The organism is Geofilum rhodophaeum (genome assembly GCF_002210225.1).
GTDB classification, from domain to species: Bacteria; Bacteroidota; Bacteroidia; order Bacteroidales; family Marinilabiliaceae; genus Geofilum; species Geofilum rhodophaeum.
In genome coordinates, this window is sequence record NZ_MWUJ01000031.1 from 1 (window position 1) to 18,363 (window position 18,363).

Genomic DNA, 18,363 nt, shown 5'->3' on the forward strand with positions numbered 1-18,363 from the left:
CAAATCCGATGAAGGAGGCTAAGGTTCTTATGTTGTAATCAAAGTCGGGATAATAGGTCTGGACATATAGAAAGACTCGCCTTTTTTCATTGTCAATCATTGGAGAGCTTACAACAATTAGTAAGTCATGAAATTCGTCGGAAATCCTGTTTTGCTTCTCATTGTCACTAATCCAAGGGCTGATGTTGACCCCTTCCCCCGCCAAGTACATTTCGGCAAACTCGTTTAGTTTATTGTTGTCATAAGAAATTCCTTCAGCCGAAAAGAAACTATTGATGATAATGGAGTCTGTTAGTTCTGAATGGAAATAAGGAGCAATCCGGAAATCAGGGTTCTCGTACCTGTCTACTGCAGAATTAATTGCCGTATTTATGACTTGTTTGACATCCTGGTTGGAGATCAGTTGCCCAGAGTCTGCGTTGTTGACGCAAGAGGCCAAGTTAATGGTTATCAAAATCCAAACTGTAATTTTTAAGTTTGAGCTCCCTTTCATAGCAAATTCAAAGTTTTTGTTTGTGTTAATCCTGTGCGATTTTAATTTGTAGCCTGAGCTATTGGTCTTAAACTTAATAGGTTCGTTGTCTTTTGGAATGTTTAATTTGCAGAAGGTAGTAACATCAGGATAGAAAGTGCAGCTTTGTTCGGGGTTTATTCTATTTACTGGATTGCCATTTGTGGTTAAAAGTGAATGTTGGTTAACCTTTGTAGTTCGTATTTTTCGTAAAGCCGAAATGTGGAGTTAAAGCTTAATATTGAATAGGTGCTGTCTTGGCTCCCCAGTCTTCCCTTTCGTCTATATTCAATATCGATCAGCTGATTGTCGTATAGTTGTTCCTTTGGAATGTAATATGGTTCCGTTGTCTTTACCAGAAATGAATAGGCAGGGTTAACCAACTCTTCTTGTTCGGAAGGGTAGAGTGAAATGGTGAAATCAATGACCTCCATCCCCAGGTATTTAAAGCCTATACTGTCGTTTTTATCTATGATGTGCATGAAAATGCTCTCTTCTTTTTGTACATCTCCTTCAGGGTTAATCACCAGTTTCTCGTTGATAAGGCTTGGCTGCCATACCTTATAGAATGTATAATCTGTATTTTTTTGACTGCGTTCGATAACCACGCCTAACGAATAAAAATTGACCCTTTGAGAGAGCGTATCTCCTTTCTCTGAGAAGAAAGTATATATCTCGTCGGCAAGTGGATTTTCCGGTCCCGTGTCGTTCCACTGGTGCAGGCTTTTTAAATTTCCATCTGTGTAAAACTCTTTCTCCTCGAAAGTATATGTGCGCCAATGGTCATTTGATGTTTGTTCTATGCTGCAAGATGTTGATAAACAGCCTGCAATAAGAGTTGCGAGTGTTTTATTCATTGTTTGAAATTTGCGCCGAGCTCGACTTTATCGGTTTCCCTCCCGACCCGGTGGTGAAGGAAGCGTTTAGATGGGGGCGTTTAGTTGAAGGGTGTTCCTGGCAAGATGCTCGTCCAATATGTTGTTTAGACCCAGGAATTCTTGAAAAATCAGTCTCTCCTGGGGAGAAATAATTAAATCTCTAACCACCACGAAGGTGTCCCCAACTTCATCGGTGTGTAGGCGACCTATGCGGATTTCTAAATCAAACCCGTCCATTTCCACGGAAGGAATTTTTATGGGTAGAGGAACTTTTCTCGATAGTTCTTTAGGAGTAGTCGCCGAAGGATCGAATGGGATGAAAAGGAATTCTGGTCCGATTAAATCAACATAAAGCGTATCCTCTTTTTCTTTAAAGGCGAGTAACTCAGATTCTTCGACCACAACATCCTTGTTTTTGAGCACCTTTATGTAGTCGTTAAAATAGACTTCTTCATTTGTGTCTGTAATTACAAAGTTGTACTCGATTGTATCGCCTGAATAGCTTACAGAAACAGCTTGATTGTCCATGATGTAATCGACTGCTGTTGTATCTCCATATTCAGAGAAGAAGATGGTTTCTTCTATTCCAAGACTGGGGTATAAGGTGGTTGTGGACAGCCGTTGATGGCCTGTCTTTTCTTGTTCAGTCCGACTGTTGGTTGAGTTTTTATTACTCAAAGTGCAAGCCGTCAGTGGGATGCAGATAAGCCATGTAATTGCTAGCGCGGTAGGTGTTGTTCTCATAATTAACCTTGTCAATAGGAAAAGGGATAGGCCCCAATTGCGTGGGTTGAAATTCGAGTCGATATTTGCTTCTCTTCCATAACATAGGATACCGCATGGAGCTTTGTGTTGTTTTTTGTCTGGCCCTCGAAAAATTCCTCCACGATATAGAAAATGATTTGTTTGTCCTTATTTACCAAAGGGATGCTGGTCTGAACATAGGGATAGCTTAGGGTTTCTGTTAGCCTGTTATTTAATGTACGTAAAACAATGGGGCTGTGTGATTGACCTTTACCCTTGTGGTATTGTTTAACCAGCTCCGCAATATCGTCTTCCGTTAATGGAAGTTTGGTAGACGAAAAGACGGCGAAAAGTGCCTGGTCCGAAATTCCCATATGAGCAGATGACTGCAAACCGAATGAGCTTTCCGGTAATGTGCCATCGAGTCTTTTCAGGATGTCTTCTAGCGCATTGGCTGCAATCATCAGGTCACCTACCTCTTTAATTTGCTTGTTTATATGCCATTTCCATATTCCAAAAACCAGCCCGGTGGCAGCCAGCAGACCTAAAACGGAAAGTGTAATTCTTTTTTTCATGGTAAAGCAGCTTGAAATGCTGTAAATAAATGTATGTCAACTATCTCCGGGCCTGTAGGGGTCCTTTCCCCAGTTAATTGGTATCATTTCGGGTTTTCTTTTCATTGGTCGAGTTGTGAAGCATTATCGGGGTCCGGATTCATTTGTATTTTGGTTATGGAAACGCCGGCAGGGGGGAGAATTGGAACCGAATCTTTAGAGGATGGAAAGATTGGTTGGAAATTTGTAAAGGCTGAAATTGATCCCAGTTCCAAGCCTCCGCTTACCTTTTCTGTTTTTAACTCAAATCCGATGAAGGAGGCTAAGGTCTTTATGTTATAATCAAAGTCGGGATAATACGTCTGGACATAAAAAAATATTCGACTGTTTTTGTCATCCACCATTGGAGAGCTGACAACAATTAGTAAGTCCTGAAAATCCTCTGAAATGCGTTTGAGTTTTGCCTTGTCCTTAACCCACTGGCTGATTTGTACGCCTTCTAATGCAAAGCACTGCTGGGAAAATTTCCTTAATTCTGTAGAGTCATAATTTAGATCCATAGCAGAGTCAAAACTCGCATACACAATAGAATGTGTAAGTTCGGAGTGAAAGTTTGGCGAAATTCGATAATCCGGATCTTCAAATTGCAGCACAGCAATATCGATAGCCTTGTTCAGTGCTTGCTCTATATCTTGGTCATGTATATTCCTAGTTCTTGAGCAACATGAAAAAATAATAGTTAATAGTATTGCAGAAGTCAAGATCTGTTTAATTTTGTTTTTCATGTCAAAGTAATCCTTGTGTGTAATTTATTTGTCTTCCAGAGGACCCTTGAGGTAAAAGGAGTTCGGTGGCCATCTTAGGTAGAGGTCTTTTCCTGTTGGAGTGATTCGGACCAATGAATCTGGCCCTTCTGCATAGCGCCAGACTAATACTGAATCACGATACCCAGTCCAACGATGTTTGACTTCAATCTCAAGGGAGTCTGATTCGAAATGGTCTATTTTGTGATACTCTCCCGAGGTTGGATGCCTTATTTTATGTGTAAACCCAACTGGCGCCTTTCTGCCAGGGAGTTTAAGTTGTACAGAATCCCCTTTTGCCCCAATAGCTCCCGGTCCATACACTTCTTCTGGCTTGACCGATTCGCCGACTTCAGAGAGCTTTTCGATACTTTTTCCAAAGTTGCCCCAGAAGTTGGTGCCGCGGCTGTTGGCCCAGGGGCGACCATAGCTGCCAAAAAGGGCAAACCAGGAAAGGGCGTCGGGGAATTCTGCTGTGTGCCTGGCCCGGAAGGGCGAGGCATCGGGGGCAGCTGTTCCCGAGGGGTCTGTAAAGATGTAGCCAAAGCTTTGGGTGTAAGGAGTTCGTTTTTTTACAGCGGCTTTGTCTGCTGGTAGCTTTTCGTCGAAAAGTGAAGCCGTAACATCGCTTGTTGAAAAGTTGTGTTCACCTGGGATGTCCAAGGGCATATCGCTGCTGTGTTTGCCAAAGACCCGGGGCATATCGCTTACAAAACCCGTGAGTTTCTCTGTCTTCCCATCCAGTGGCTTGAATACAATTTCAAAGGCCAGGCGACCATTGGTTTCATGTATGCGTGCGTTCATAACGGTGCCGACTTCAAACTGCTTAAAGCTGCCATTGCCCCAATTGACTGTGAGTCCGCCCCCGGGACGCCTGCGGACTACTGTGCGCACCAAATCTTCTTTGCTCAGGTTGTAGCTGCGTGCAATGGCATCGGGCGAGGTGTTCATATACTGAAACAGTACCGTTTGGCAGTGGGCCTGGTTGTAGGGCACCATTGTGGGAGGGGTTACGGCACATTGGTGGGCAGGGAATACGGTGTTGGCGTGTGTGTAGGCGTAGCCCTTACCTTTAACAAAGCCGGTGTAGGGCATACGAATTTTCTTGAAAAATGCGTAAGTCTCTGCGTCGATGAAACGATTGTTGAATCTGGGCATAACTTATTTTTTTAACCAGCGGTTGTAGAACTCGGTATCGTTAAGCCAAACCTGCTCAGGAGAAATGGTCAAATGGGTAGCCACTCCGCCAAATGCATTGATGTCGCGGTCGTAACCAATGCAGTAAGCATTTTTGAACTTGATTTTGAGTGCGGCATTGGCGCCTTCCCGACTGAAAACAATCTCCCCTTCTTTGAGCGTTTGTTCCTTAATGGCCCAAAGATGGACGTTTTCCGATACCAGTTCTTTTATGGTGAGCAACATTCTTCCGCCCCGTACAAAGTCCTGGGGCTCACCTTTGTTGTCCATGGACTGAGTAAAAACCATATTGAATTGTGAAACGGCGTATTCTTTGCCTGCGGGTTCTCCTTCCAGTTGGAGGTGAACAGACAGGCTGGCATCTTCCTGGGCCAGATTATATGGATTCATAGTTATAGGTTTTAAGGTTAAGCATTTTGTCCCATGTTTACCCAGCGAAAGCTTTTCTCAATAGCGCCCAGGGTAAGTTTGCGGACGCTCAAGGTCAGACTGGTGGCTGCATAGCTTGCGCCTTCCTCCGTAAAGTTGATTTCCATGCCGACGCAGGCCGCATCTTCAAACATGACTTTTTCGGCGGGAATGCCTTCGGCATCGAGCAGTACCAAAGCGCCACTGAGCAGCTTGTTGGATGTCTTCATCCAATCGGTCAATTCCTTCGATGGCAGGTTTGGGTAAATCATGCGTATAATGCCGCCTGTTACATCCGCTTGGGCTTTACCGTTTTGGTCGGTTCCCTGCGAAAAGGAGTAGTTGCAGGATAATAATTCATAGCCCTCGCTGAGTAGGCTGGCTTCGCTGGCGTCAGACAGGGACCCGAGGCGCAGAAAACATTTGTATCCAAACATAATATTGGGTTGTGGTTTTGGTTAATACTGTTGCTGCAGTGGTTCTGCTGCAGCTGTTTACAACCCAAATCTATGATTTTTTGTAATAGGTTCAAAATCGAAAAATGTGCAACAAGTTAATTGTTATGATAACAACCTGGTGTTTGTCGCTATCAATAAGTTGATTTCTTAGGAGAGACCCAGGATTTTGATTCGTTTTTGTAACAGTGATTGATATCTTTCCTTCATATCATCGGACAAAAAACTGATGTCGATGAGCTTAAACCAGGATGGCAGGGCGTCTTTTATTAGGTCCATTGTTTTGTCGATTACTGCATCTGTCAGTTCGCACCGTTCTTTGCCGAAATAATTAACCAGAATTTCTCTGTTTAAGTTGCTTTTTTTTCCTTTTAAATGGAGGGCTATCTCTTCAATGTCGCCTTTTAGCACAATGGTTGAATTAAGCAGGTCGTAAGCAGGCGAGAGTTCTACTTTACCTTTGTTAATGATGATGGAGTAGTTTTTCAGGTGCATGTCTTCATTTCCAACAAGAAAGTTGAAAAGCACGCGTTTGAAAAGTTTGGCTTTTTCAATTACCGGGAAGCTGCAGTATTCATCAATAAGACGTACCAGTTTCTCCATGGTGTAGTTGTATTTTGTATCACGACTTAAACCTGCCAGCTGGGCGAAGTCTTCGGTGTGGATCTTTTCTTTTTGCCCTTTTCTGTCGAATCGTTTGATGAAATAAGTCAAGTTATAGTCTTTGGAATACACAAGACCGTGTAAAGGCACATCAATACCAATGGTCGATGCCAGGTGCATGGTGAGATCCTCGTTCTGCGGTAATTCAGGAAACAGGTGATGAGGCGGTTTGAGTAGGAAGCGTCCGTTTTTGTCAACAATATCAAAGCGGTGCTCCTTGATGTTGAGTGCGGCACTTAATTTGGGTTGAACCCCTTGAATAGACATTTTGGAAGCGCGAATCATGGCTTCGGACCGCAATTCTTCGGCAGTGAAATTCAATAGGGAGATTTCCTTGAGCGATGCAGAGAGTTTTTTCAAGCCTTCGGGGCTGTACATCTGGTCGCCACAGGGCTTATAGCTTATGGGGCAACGATTCATTCTGATGTCTCCTTTAAGGTTACATTTCCTACAAGATCATCGCCAACGGCTATGAGTTGAGAGAACAGATCGTTACGGTCGATCTTCCCAAATTTTAGTAATCCTTCGAGTTGATGACCTTCAGGTAATAAGCCATCGAAAAATGGCGGAAAGCTTGCGTATTCATAAATTCTTTGAGAAACCGGCATCGTAAGAGAGATGGCTTCACCAGAATAACCATCGAGGTATTGAAAACGATAGGATTTTAGAAAATCGAGTTCGAAGAAGGCGCCAGCTTCTATATTATTGATGTATACGATGGCTTTACGCATGGTTGATTACTTGATTCATCATGGGACTGGTGAGCTGTACTTTGATGTTTAGTACATGTAATATTTTACGGAGTGTCTTCAATTGAATGGTCTCCTTACCTTTCTCCAAATCGAAAACAACCGTCTTGCCGACACCAGCCAACTCTGCGAGTTGCTGTTGGGACAAACCAGCCATCTTGCGATGCTTACGAACGATATTTGCTAATAATAGAGGCTCAAGCATGATGATATTGTTGTTGTAGCAGTAAAAATATGAAAAAAGATGGTGTGCAACAAGCAATTTGCAATATTTTACCGCTAAAGTGGTAAAATGTCAAAAATGCAAGGAGGGGTGATGTCTATAATGTGCGAGTATTCAGTTTTGTAGTGGTTTTGGTTGTTTGTTTGAAAATGATTTTTACTGCCCGGGCGGTAAGGTTTTGTTACAGAACAGTGCGGTTCCAAAGATTTCGGGGTGGGAGGAAGGGGTAAAAAAAGGGCCCCTTTGCAGGGGCCGCTTTCAGCGATTGGTTTTACTTACTGGATTTTATCCCATTCGGTATGCTGACAAACCGGGCAGGGTGGCAACTGATCGCTGTCGTTGTCCAGGGTGATGACTTTCCCGCATTTTTTACATTTGTACTTTCCTTTTCCGGGTTTTTCTCCTGTTGTAGGCATAATCTCACGTTTTTGTGGTTAGTAAAGTCTTAAGGTACAAAATATAATCGAAATCAGATGTGAAATTCCCCGGAACGTTGCACAAGTACCGGAATGTTCTTGAGCGAAGCGGGCAGTTGGGTGCGTAATTCGTCCTCGTTATGAAGGCAGGACACAATGATGGCAGGTTTGTCGGGTGCTCCACCCAGACCAACGGCCACCACGCCATCGAGCTGCATCCATTTTTTTTCGTATTGCCTTTTCAAGCGCAACGCCCGCGTTTGCTCATCCATATTTTTTAGGTGTTTGTTGTTTGCGGGTCGGGCAGCGTCAGTTTCAGTGCGCCAAAAACATCATCGATGCGGTTGATAAGGGTAGCCGATTCGCTGCCGCCAAAAAGGAGTCCTATCAGCTTAGCGTCAAAATCGAGCACCGCCGAGCCGCTGTCGCCCCCTTCACTCATGGGACCGGCCAGAAGTTGGTTGGTAAACAGCGCCGTTTTGTTGTAGCCGTAGCTCACATTCACCATTACATCGGTCTGTTCAATTACCCCGGTAGTCAGTCCCGTAGTACGCCCCATCTTCTTTACATGCATCCCCAGTTCGCCCTTACCCAGTCCCTGTATGGCTCCAATTTGCAGGATGTTCAGGTCGATGTTGTTGACATCGATCGGTTTGGCGATGGCGCAATCTACCAGATTGGCTCCTTTTTCAACGCGGTAAGCTTTGATGCGGGTACGACTGCCTGTTAAGCGATACAAGCCGTTGAGGCAGGCAGTGAGCCAACGGCTCATCCTGCAATCCGATGCGTAGTCTTCTTCCCTGAAATGCAGAGGGATAAAGTCGGCCAGCTCTGCCAGCACATCGTCGGGCAGGAGCCCGCCGTCGTGCACCCCGGGTTGCAGAATCAGGTCGCCCTTTGCAGCCTCGTTGCTGTTGGCAAGTACGTGGTTGTTCGACAGCAGGTAGAGCTCGCCCTGGTGCTTAACCCAGCAGCCCAGAGTGCCTGCAGTTACATTGGGGTGACTCACGCTGCAGCCGCCGGGGGCGGGCCGAAAACGTTCCGTGGGGGCCGTAAACGCCCGCATCATTCCCGTAGCCACCACATCGGTAGGTACGTCCTGAATGCGTGCGGGTATTACTGCCGAGCTTTTTAATTGAGCCAATGGCTTTTTAGAATCAACTGAGCAAACAATGGCCAGTTCGGGCGTGTTTTTTCCGGCCGTTTTTTTAAAGCCGATGCCGGTGGCCACCACATTGGGCTTGGTCATCAGTTCCTTGCGTGCAACTTCAAGTTGCTTAAGCGTGTTTTCAAAATTGGTAGGCATAAAAAATGTGTGTTAAGGTATTGGGTTTGCAATGGGGCAGTAAGCGAATTGGGGCCATAAATTGGATGAAATTTACGGCATAATAATAAAATGAGCAAGCTTAGTGGCTCAAAGGCATGGACTTATTGTCACGGCCGCAATTTTGCCCCTTTTATTTTGATTTTTTGTTTTGGAGATGCGGAAGTATTTTATACATTTGCATTCGCAATTCAAAAGCGGATTGCGTTGCAAAAAAATAACCGGAGGGATGGGTGAGTGGCTGAAACCAGCAGTTTGCTAAACTGCCGTACGGGTAACCGTACCGGGGGTTCGAATCCCCCTCTCTCCGCTATTATTTGCTCGGGGTGTAGCGCAGTCCGGTAGCGCACCTGGTTTGGGACCAGGGGGTCCCAGGTTCGAATCCTGGTACCCCGACAAAATGGGGAAGCAACCCCGAATAAAAGCCTGCAAATCGTAAGATTTGCAGGCTTTTGTGTTTTTTGTGGGGTTTAATTCGAATTGATATTTTTCAACAAAATGAGAGCAAAACGTTGAACAACAATTAACAACTCTGGCATTCAGTTTATTGTACGCCGTAACAAGGTCAGAAACGGCATGTTACCAGTTTACGTCAGTTGAACCAATATCTCACCCATCGATGGTAATATAATCTATCAATCCTTAGTTCGAGAAGGGTGAATTTGATTTATCGCAAATTGCAATACGCGATTATTTTGTAAATGGCATTGAAAAACAGGATTTTCATTGTAATATTGCATATCGCGATACGCTATATGGGATAATATGAGAGCGCAAAACCAACATATGAAGCCGCAAGATGTGTTGCTGTTACTAAAAATAGTGAGCAACAATAATCCATCCTGGAATCAGAAACCCATGGCAGAGGACTTAGTTATGAGCCAATCTGAAGTAAGTGGCGCAGTGGCCCGGTGTAAATATGCCGGCTTATTGTCTCCCGATGGCAAAACCGTAATGAGAATGGCCTTGATGGAGCTCTTACAGTATGGTTTACGTTATGTTTTTCCTCAAAAACCGGGACCTGTAGTGCGTGGGGTGCCTACGTCGCATTCGGCAAAACCGTTAAAAGAGCACATACAAAGCGCAGAAGACTATGTTTGGCCTTACGGAAAAGGCACTGTCCGCGGGCACAGCATACAGCCATTATACCCCACCGTGCCCGAAGCAGCTTTAAAGGATGCGCGACTGTATGAATTATTGGCTTTAACAGATGCCTTGCGTGTGGGTAGAGCCAGAGAAAGAGAATTGGCAGTAATGGAACTCAAAAAACGTCTGGAACTTGGAGAATAGAACCATCAATATTGCGGTAGTAGCCGAAGTAGCAGCAGCCTTAAAAGACATCAAACATCATATGGTGTTTGTGGGTGGTGCGGTGGTAAGTTTATATGGACTGCAAAAGCCAAAGACCAGGAAGTGAAAATTCTTTCTGCGCCATGCTACTTAGCCACCAAGTTTGAGGCTTTTAATAGCAGAGGTTCCGATTATCGCACCAGTCACGATATGGAGGACATCATCTATGTACTAGATAACCGAATGGGAATAGTGGAAGAAATCGCGAAGGATGATAGTAGAATTGCCCACTTCATTCAAGAACAAATACAAAACATCACAAATAGAGGCATGATGCAAGAAGTCTTGGTAGCACACATTCATCCGTTGATGTTAGCAGAACGTATGTCAATTGTAGAAGAAAAAATTGTACAAATTATCAATCATGATTATGGGATTTAACGAACCCTGTTTGGGGGTTATCTTTCTATCTTAGCACAGGAATTACAAACTAAGCACCAAACATGAACAAACAAAAGCTTGCCGCAAAAATCTGGGAGTCGGCCAACAACATGCGTTCCAAGATTGAAGCCAATGATTACAAAGATTACATACTGGGTTTTATATTCTACAAATACCTGTCCGATTACGAACTGAACTTCCTGAAGAAAGAAGAGTTTCCCCCTGAGGCCATACAGGCACTCAGCGAAGAGGATACCGAAAAAGTAGAGTACATAAAAAGCAACATCGGTTACTTTATTGCCTACAAGGACCTTTTTTCTACGTGGATAGCCATGGGCAGAGACTTTGATGTCTCCAGTGTCCGCGTAGCCTTGTCCGCCTTCAGCCGCTCCATCAGTCCGGTCCACAAAAAGCTGTTCGACGGGATATTCAACACCTTGGAGACCGGTTTAAGTAAGATGGGCGAAAGCGCCGCTTCGCAGACCAAAGCCATCACGCAGCTCATTCAGCTGATAAAAGACATCCCCATGGATGGCAAGCAGGACTACGATGTGCTCGGCTTCATCTATGAATACCTCATCGGCATGTTTGCCGCTAACGCGGGCAAAAAAGCCGGCGAATTCTATACCCCGCACGAAGTTTCCCTGTTGATGTCCGAAATTGTGGCCGACCACCTGAAGGATAAAAAGGAAATTCAAATTTATGACCCCACCAGCGGCTCCGGCTCCCTGTTGATCAACATTGGCAACAGCGTGGCCCGGCACATCGACGATGAAAACAACATCAAATACTACGCCCAGGAAATCAAGGAAAATACCTACAACCTGACCCGTATGAATTTGGTCATGCGAGGCATTCTGCCCGATAACATCGTAACGCGCAATGCCGACACCCTGGAGTCCGATTGGCCCTGGTTCGACGAAAACGACCCCATAGGCAGCTACGAGGCGCTCTATGTCGATGCCGTGGTTTCCAATCCCCCTTACTCGCAGAAGTGGGAGTCGGAGAACAAAGAAACCGACCCGCGCTATGCCCGTTTTGGGCTGGCCCCCAAAACAAAAGCCGATTACGCCTTTTTGTTGCACGACCTCTACCACGTTAAGCCCGATGGCATAATGACCATCGTTTTACCGCACGGCGTACTGTTCCGCGGTGGCGAGGAAGGCAGCATCCGAAAGAAACTCATCGAGAGCAACCACATCGACGCCATCATCGGACTGCCGGCCAACATCTTCTTCGGCACGGGCATTCCTACCGTCATCCTAGTTCTGAAACAAAAGCGCAACAACTCCGATGTCCTGATCGTCGATGCCTCCAAAGGCTTTGTGAAAGTCGGGAAGAACAACCAACTCAGAGCCTCCGATATCAAAAGGATTACCGATGCCGTCATCGGCAGGACCAGTCATCCCAAATTCTCCAGACTGGTCAGCAAGGACGAAATCCGCGAGAACGACTACAACCTCAACATACCCCGGTATGTGGACTCCTCCGAAAACGCCGAAAGCTGGGACATTTACGCCTCCATGTTTGGCGGTATTCCCGAAAAAGAAATCGACCAGCTTAGTGTCTTTTGGAAGGCTTTCCCCGCTTTGCGGGCTGCGCTTTTCTCCAACACCTCCGGCCACACCTTTGAATTGAAGGTGGACGATATTAAAACAGCCATTAACGAGCATCCCGACGTTGTTGGTTTTGTAAACACCTTTTCAGCGGCCTTTGAAGATTTGGGCCCCTACCTGAAAACCGAGTTGCTGACCAATGCCCAAAGCGTAAAAATCACGAAGGAGAAAGCAGTGTTGAGCGAACAGATTTTTAGTCGCCTGAGCACCATGCCCCTCATCGACAAATACCATGTCTATCAGCTGCTCGACGATGAATGGAACAAGATCAAAATCGATCTGGAGATCATTCAAACCGAAAGCTTCGCCTCCGCCAAAAAGGTGGATCCCAACATGGTATCCAAAAAAGTGAACGGCAAGGAGCAGGAAGTCCAGGAAGGCTGGGTGGGACGCATACTGCCCTTCGACCTGGTGCAAGCGCATTGTCTCAACGACGAATTGCAGCAACTCAGGCAAAACGAAAACCGCCTGCTGGAAATCGCAGCCGAACTGGAAGAACTGCTCGATGGCCTGTCCGAAGAGGAAAAGGAAGGCGACACCGTTAACGACGCCAAGGACAGCTTTGTCAACGCGGCAGTCGCCCGTGAAGCCAGGCAACTCAAAGCCGATGCCCGGAAAAACGCAGCCTTTCCCGACGACAGCTACGAGGCCAAAATCCTGAAAGCCGACCAGCTTATTTCAGAAGAAAAAGAATTGAAGAAAGCGGTGAAAACCCGCGAGGCCAAACTCCACCTTCAGACCAAAGAGACTATTGAAAGTCTGACCGACGAACAGGTGTATGAACTGCTGGAGCTCAAATGGATTAAGCCCTTGCTGACCTCTTTGAATAATGCACCGGGGGTAGTTATCTCTGAGCTGACCAACAAAGTGCAGGCACTGGCGCAGAAATACGCCACCACCTATGCCCATGTGGCCACCGAGATAAACGAAACCGAAAAGGCCCTGGCCGCCCTCATTGATGAGTTGACCGGCAGTGAGTTCGACATGAAAGGCCTCAATGAGTTTAAAACTTTCCTAAAAGGTGAATAAGATGGAGACGAAAAAGAAGGTGCCGGAGGTTAGGTTTAAGGGCTTTAGTGGGGAGTGGGAGGAGAAGAAAATCTTTGAAGCAGCTCCTTTACAAAGAGGATTCGATTTACCTAAAAGCAAAATGAAAAATGGGAATTATCCAGTTGTAATGTCAAATGGTGTAAATGAATATCACTCTGATTTTATGGTTAAAGGCCCAGGAGTAATTACTGGTCGTTCAGGCACGATTGGGAATGTTCATTATTCTGAATCAAATTATTGGCCACATAATACCACCTTATGGGTTACCTGCTATTATGAAAATCATCCGCGATATATTTATTTTATGTATAAGAGATTGGGATTGCAGCGGTATGGTACCGGTAGCGGTGTTCCAACTCTTAATCGAAATGATGTGCATGATAAAAAAATAAAAATTCCTCAATTTAATGAGCAAGTAAAAATATCTGATTTTTTTCAACACCTCGACCAACTCATCACCCTCCACCAAAAAAAGTACAACAAGCTCACGAACATTAAAAAAGCAATGCTTGAAAAAATGTTCCCGAAGAATGGTGCGGATGTGCCTGAAATACGGTTTGAAGGGTTTGAAGGGAAGTGGGAGGAGATAAAATTAAGTGAACTATGTACTTTATTTGCAGATGGGGATTGGATTGAATCAAAAGATCAGTCTGAAAATGGAATACGGCTACTTCAAACTGGTAATGTTGGTGTAAATCTTTTTATTGACAAACCAGACAAATCTAAATGGGTGTCTGAAGACACGTTTTTAAACCTTCATTGTACCGAAATATGGCCCGGAGATATTCTTATTTCTCGTTTACCTGAACCCGCTGGAAGAGCGTGTATTGTGCCAAAAATAAAAGATAAAGCGATTACAGCTGTTGACTGCACCATTGTAAGAACATCTGAAAAATGTGAAAACAATTACTTGATCCAGTATTTATCAACGGAATACTATTTTAAAATAGTAAAGAATCTCCTTGCTGGAGGCACTAGGCAAAGGATTAGTCGGAGTAATTTAGGAAATTTTTTAATTCCGATACCATCACTAGCTGAGCAGAGGAAAATTGGAATGATTCTTAATGGTATAGACAGTTTGATTGATTTAAAACGAAAAGAGTTAGAAAAACTCCAAAACATCAAAAAAGCCTGTCTGGAGAAGATGTTTGTGTAAAAAGTAATGGTACAATGACCTATACCTCAGAAAGCGATTTTGAACAAGCCCTGATTCTTGAACTATCCAAAAAGGGATGGGAAAAGGCTGTCATCAAAAACCCTACGGAGGAGGACTTGCTTCGTAACTGGGCCGACATCCTCTATGAAAACAATCGGGACATCGACCGTCTGAACGATATCCCGCTGACCAATGGGGAGATGCAACAGATCATTGAGCAAATTACGGCGCTGCGTACGCCGCTGAAACTAAACAGCTTCATCAACGGGAAATCGGTGGCCATTACGCGGGATAATCCGGAGGATAAACTGCACCTTGGTAAGGAGGTGAGCCTTAAAATATACGACCGTCACGAAATTGCGGCGGGCCAAAGTCGCTACCAGATTGTGCAACAGCCCAGGTACAAAGGTCGATCAAAGATGTTACACGACCGGCGGGGCGACTTGATGTTGCTGATTAACGGCATGCCGGTGATTCACATCGAACTCAAAAAGAGCGGGGTGCATGTCAGTCAGGCCTACAACCAAATTGAAAAGTATGCCCACGAGGGCATCTTTTCGGGCATTTTTTCACTGATACAGGTGTTTGTGGCTATGGAGCCCAATGAGACTGTGTATTTCGCCAACCCCGGTCCGGATGGTAAATTCAATAAGGACTTTTATTTTCATTGGGCCGATTTTGATAATGAGCCGCTGAACGACTGGAAGAGCATTGTGGCGCGACTGCTGAACATTCCCATGGCGCATCAGCTGATTGGTTTTTACACGGTGGCCGATAATTCGGACGGCATTCTGAAGGTAATGCGCAGCTATCAGTATTATGCGGCGCATGCCATATCCGACAAGGTGGCTAAAACCAATTGGAAGGATCAAAACTTGCTGGGCGGGTACATCTGGCACACTACCGGATCGGGAAAGACGATGACGAGCTTTAAGTCGGCGCAGTTGATTGCCAGCAGTAAGGATGCCGATAAGGTGATTTTTTTGATGGATCGCATTGAGTTGGGTACGCAGTCGCTGCGCGAATACAAGGCTTTTGCCGGGGATAATGAAGAGGTGCAGGCTACTGAAAACACCGGCGTGTTGGTCACCAAACTAAAAAGCAACGACCCGGCCAATACGCTGATTGTGACGTCTATTCAGAAAATGAGTAATATCAAGGACGAAGCGGATGGCTTAAATACCAGAGATGTTCAGCTGATGAATGCCAAACGGATTGTATTTATTGTGGATGAGGCGCATCGCTCGGTTTTTGGAGACATGCTCATTACCATCAAAAACACTTTTCCGTCGGCGCTGTTTTTTGGCTTTACCGGTACGCCCATTCATGAGGAGAATCAGAAGAAGAAGAACACCACTGCCGATGTTTTTGGCGATGAGTTGCATCGCTACAGCATTGCGGATGGCATCCGCGATAAAAATGTGCTGGGCTTCGACCCTTATAAGGTGTTGACCTATAAGGACCGTGATTTGCGAAAGGCGGTTGCCCTTAAAAAAGCAAATGCTGTTGATGAACAGGATGTTTTTTCATCTCCCGAAAAGACTGCGATCTACAACAAGTTTATAAAGGAGGTGCCCATGGCCGGATATATTGACAAAGCCGGAAAGGCCGTCAAAGGCATTGAAAATTATTTGCCAAAAACGCAGTACGACCGTGAGGAGCACCGCGCTAAAGTGATAGAGGATATTCTCGACAACTGGATCACAATCAGTCAAAACAGTAAGTTTCATGCAATATTCGCCACGAGCAGCATTGCTGAGGCCATTGCTTACTATGGCTTGTTTAAAAAGAAGCCAAACAGTTTGAAAATTACGGCGCTTTTTGATCCGAATATCGACAACAACGGCGGCGCACTTTATAAGGAGGATGGTCTTGTTGAAATCCTTCAGGATTATAACTTGAGGTACGGACAGGATTTTACGCTGGCTACTCATGCGAAATTTAAGCGGGATGTAGCTGCCCGTTTGGCGCATAAGGAACCTTATTTGAGAATTGAAAGAATACCCGGAAGTCAAATCGATTTGTTGATTGTGGTGGATCAAATGCTGACTGGTTTTGATTCCAAATGGGTCAACACGCTGTTTCTGGACAAGGTGCTGAAGTATGAAAGCATCATCCAGGCCTTTTCCCGCACCAACCGTTTGTTTGGCTCAGGTAAACCGCATGGGACCATTCGCTATTACCGGATGCCGCATACCATGGAGCAAAATATTGAGAAAGCGGTCAAGCTGTATTCGGGCGACAAGCCGGTGGCGCTCTTTGCCCAGCGGCTCGAGGGCAACTTGAAGATGATGAATACGCTGTATGAGCAGATTGCAGCGCTTTTCAATCGTGCCGACGTGGCCAATTTTGAAAAATTGCCCGCTGACCCATCCGAGAGAGCCGTATTTGCCCGGCTTTTTAAAGAGCTGAGTCAGTACCTTGAAGCCGCCAGGATTCAAGGCTTTAACTGGGGAAAGTCGGAATATGAATTTGGAAAGGGTCGAAACAAAACTGTGGTGGGATTGAATTTCGACAAGGAAACCTACCTTATTCTGGCACTTCGATATAAGGAGCTGTCCAACATCGGGAGCGGAATTGGTGCGACTTCTGATGTGCCTTTTGAAATTGATACTTACCTGACGGAAATTGATACGGGCTTGATAGATGCCAATTACATGAATTCCCGCTTTAAGAAGTTCCTTAAAACACTTAAGCAGGAAGGGCGTGACAGCGAGAATTTACAAGCCGTTTTGGATGAGCTGCACAAGTCCTTTGCCTCTCTCACGCAGGAGGAGCAGAAATTTGCTAACCTCTTTATTCACGATGTCCACAACAGCCTTATTTTGGAGGAGCCCGACAAAAGCTTTCGCGAGTACATTACCGAATACCAGCACAGGGCTAAAAACGATGAAATTCGTCAACTGACGCAGGCCCTGGGTGTGGACGAAGCCAAGCTTCGCGCTATGATGCATGCCGCCATTACCGAAGCCAACATCAACGAGTACGGCCGCTTCAATGATCTTAAAAATACGGTTGATCCCCTTAAAGCCAAAGCCTACTTTGAGCGACTGGAGGGCAAAAGTATTCCTGCTTACCAGGTGAAAATCAAAACACAAAGCCTCCTTCAGGATTTCATCCTTAAAGGTGGCTTTGAGATTGAAAGTCCTGGTTTTTCCGGTGATATTGATCCCTCATAGGACAAGTTTTAGAAAACGTGAAGAGCCGATCGTATTACGCCGAAACAGGCGCTAAAAGGCTTTTTTTAAACTGGTGGAAGAAGATGACCACGCTTGCTTTTTCGGGTGAGCGCCTGGTCGGATTCAATCGACACAATTATGGTTGTTTTTTTTAGTTCAAAGAACGGAATGAAAATTAATTTCAAAACATTACTTGCTTAAAGTTGAAACACCTGGTCTTGCGTAATGATTTCAGCTACATTTACGGTAGGCAGTAAATATTGATTGAAAGGAGTTCCCTCAGTTTTTGCATGTAAAATGCCTCGCGCCGTCCCAACAGTTATAACGCCTAAGTGTTGCATCATGCCTTTAGGAACGGTTAGTTCATTTTTCTCTGTGTTTATCAATTCACTCCATGAATCTGGTTTGATATTAAAGTGACATCCCGATTCAACAATAATGAAAGGATTGGAATTGCACTCAAAAGTGAAATTTGCAAATACACCTATCATTTTGCTTTGATGATCCGCTGCAAAGCGGAAATGAACATTTAATCTGAACTCTCCATCTTCAGCAGATCGGTTCTCAATAACGGCAAACTGCTCCGTGGTAACCTTTGCCAACGCAAATGCTATTTTGCTTACATTGTTATCCATTTGTTCCTGTAGGTTCTGCGTAGTTGAATCCAATATCAATTGTTTTATCGTAAGCATTCGGCCTAGTACGT

Annotated in this window: 21 protein-coding genes and 2 tRNA genes; 8 read left to right on the plus strand and 15 right to left on the minus strand. The window is 45.0% G+C overall.

Annotation, left to right across the window (positions count from 1 at the left end):
• The 14 genes from B4W65_RS15990 to B4W65_RS16055 all read right to left on the minus strand — a co-directional run.
• The coding region (locus B4W65_RS15990; protein ID WP_146697813.1) for a hypothetical protein at positions 1-493 on the minus strand (493 nt) is incomplete at its 3' end.
• A 185-nt stretch (positions 494-678) separates the two neighbouring features.
• Positions 679-1,368, minus strand: coding sequence for a hypothetical protein (locus B4W65_RS15995; RefSeq protein WP_088656177.1), 690 nt, complete (start codon positions 1,366-1,368; stop codon positions 679-681).
• 66 nt (positions 1,369-1,434) lie between these two features.
• Positions 1,435-2,133, minus strand: a complete 699-nt coding sequence (locus B4W65_RS16000; RefSeq protein ID WP_146697814.1) for a hypothetical protein — start codon at positions 2,131-2,133, stop codon at positions 1,435-1,437.
• A gap of 11 nt (positions 2,134-2,144) precedes the next feature.
• Positions 2,145-2,708, minus strand: a complete 564-nt coding sequence (locus B4W65_RS16005) for a hypothetical protein (protein WP_088656179.1) — start codon at positions 2,706-2,708, stop codon at positions 2,145-2,147.
• Positions 2,709-2,809: 101 nt separating this feature from the next.
• Positions 2,810-3,472, minus strand: a complete 663-nt coding sequence (locus B4W65_RS16010) for a hypothetical protein (protein WP_088656180.1) — start codon at positions 3,470-3,472, stop codon at positions 2,810-2,812.
• Positions 3,473-3,496: 24 nt separating this feature from the next.
• Positions 3,497-4,648, minus strand: a complete 1,152-nt coding sequence (locus B4W65_RS16015) for a hypothetical protein (protein WP_088656181.1) — start codon at positions 4,646-4,648, stop codon at positions 3,497-3,499.
• Between the two features lie 3 nt (positions 4,649-4,651).
• A complete protein-coding gene (gene tssD, locus B4W65_RS16020) occupies positions 4,652-5,077 on the minus strand; it encodes a type VI secretion system tube protein TssD (protein WP_088656182.1) in 426 nt (141 codons plus the stop codon).
• Positions 5,078-5,094: 17 nt separating this feature from the next.
• Positions 5,095-5,532: a type VI secretion system tube protein TssD gene (gene tssD / locus B4W65_RS16025; protein ID WP_088656183.1), complete on the minus strand. Its 438-nt coding sequence runs from the start codon at positions 5,530-5,532 to the stop codon at positions 5,095-5,097.
• Between the two features lie 168 nt (positions 5,533-5,700).
• Positions 5,701-6,573 carry a HipA domain-containing protein gene (locus tag B4W65_RS16030; protein ID WP_240509592.1) on the minus strand — a complete coding sequence of 291 codons (873 nt, stop codon included), beginning with the start codon at positions 6,571-6,573 and terminating at the stop codon, positions 5,701-5,703.
• A 56-nt stretch (positions 6,574-6,629) separates the two neighbouring features.
• Entirely contained in the window at positions 6,630-6,944 is a 315-nt protein-coding gene (locus tag B4W65_RS16035; RefSeq protein ID WP_088656185.1) for a HipA N-terminal domain-containing protein, read from the minus strand.
• On the minus strand, positions 6,937-7,167 hold the full coding sequence (locus B4W65_RS16040) for a helix-turn-helix domain-containing protein (protein WP_088656186.1): 231 nt from the start codon (positions 7,165-7,167) through the stop codon (positions 6,937-6,939). The genes B4W65_RS16035 and B4W65_RS16040 overlap by 8 nt, the downstream gene beginning before the upstream one ends.
• A gap of 293 nt (positions 7,168-7,460) precedes the next feature.
• The gene (locus tag B4W65_RS16045; protein WP_088656187.1) at positions 7,461-7,601 is read right to left on the minus strand and encodes a zinc ribbon-containing protein; all 141 of its coding nucleotides are present in this window, start codon (positions 7,599-7,601) and stop codon (positions 7,461-7,463) included.
• 53 nt (positions 7,602-7,654) lie between these two features.
• Entirely contained in the window at positions 7,655-7,873 is a 219-nt protein-coding gene (locus tag B4W65_RS16050; protein WP_088656188.1) for a hypothetical protein, read from the minus strand.
• Between the two features lie 5 nt (positions 7,874-7,878).
• On the minus strand, positions 7,879-8,907 hold the full coding sequence (locus B4W65_RS16055; RefSeq protein ID WP_088656189.1) for a chymotrypsin family serine protease: 1,029 nt from the start codon (positions 8,905-8,907) through the stop codon (positions 7,879-7,881).
• Between the two features lie 241 nt (positions 8,908-9,148).
• On the opposite strand from B4W65_RS16055, the gene B4W65_RS16060 reads away from it, so the two are divergent.
• From B4W65_RS16060 to B4W65_RS16090, 8 genes are all read left to right on the plus strand, one after another.
• Positions 9,149-9,235 (plus strand) — tRNA-Ser (locus tag B4W65_RS16060).
• A 12-nt stretch (positions 9,236-9,247) separates the two neighbouring features.
• Positions 9,248-9,321 (plus strand) — tRNA-Pro (locus B4W65_RS16065).
• Positions 9,322-9,711: 390 nt separating this feature from the next.
• Positions 9,712-10,215, plus strand: coding sequence for a hypothetical protein (locus tag B4W65_RS16070; RefSeq protein ID WP_088656190.1), 504 nt, complete (start codon positions 9,712-9,714; stop codon positions 10,213-10,215).
• Positions 10,205-10,342 carry a hypothetical protein gene (locus B4W65_RS17355; RefSeq protein ID WP_158522876.1) on the plus strand — a complete coding sequence of 46 codons (138 nt, stop codon included), beginning with the start codon at positions 10,205-10,207 and terminating at the stop codon, positions 10,340-10,342. The genes B4W65_RS16070 and B4W65_RS17355 overlap by 11 nt, the downstream gene beginning before the upstream one ends.
• The gene (locus tag B4W65_RS16075) at positions 10,339-10,656 is read left to right on the plus strand and encodes a hypothetical protein (protein WP_088656191.1); all 318 of its coding nucleotides are present in this window, start codon (positions 10,339-10,341) and stop codon (positions 10,654-10,656) included. The genes B4W65_RS17355 and B4W65_RS16075 overlap by 4 nt, the downstream gene beginning before the upstream one ends.
• Before the next feature lie 62 nt (positions 10,657-10,718).
• Positions 10,719-13,301 carry a type I restriction-modification system subunit M gene (locus B4W65_RS16080; RefSeq protein ID WP_088656192.1) on the plus strand — a complete coding sequence of 861 codons (2,583 nt, stop codon included), beginning with the start codon at positions 10,719-10,721 and terminating at the stop codon, positions 13,299-13,301.
• Position 13,302: 1 nt separating this feature from the next.
• On the plus strand, positions 13,303-14,478 hold the full coding sequence (locus tag B4W65_RS17485; RefSeq protein ID WP_205741311.1) for a restriction endonuclease subunit S: 1,176 nt from the start codon (positions 13,303-13,305) through the stop codon (positions 14,476-14,478).
• 14 nt (positions 14,479-14,492) lie between these two features.
• Positions 14,493-17,657, plus strand: a complete 3,165-nt coding sequence (locus B4W65_RS16090; RefSeq protein ID WP_088656193.1) for a type I restriction endonuclease subunit R — start codon at positions 14,493-14,495, stop codon at positions 17,655-17,657.
• Between the two features lie 197 nt (positions 17,658-17,854).
• Here the strand turns inward: B4W65_RS16090 and B4W65_RS16095 are convergent.
• Positions 17,855-18,363 (minus strand): hypothetical protein (locus tag B4W65_RS16095; RefSeq protein WP_205741312.1); only part of this gene is annotated, 509 nt, incomplete at its 5' end.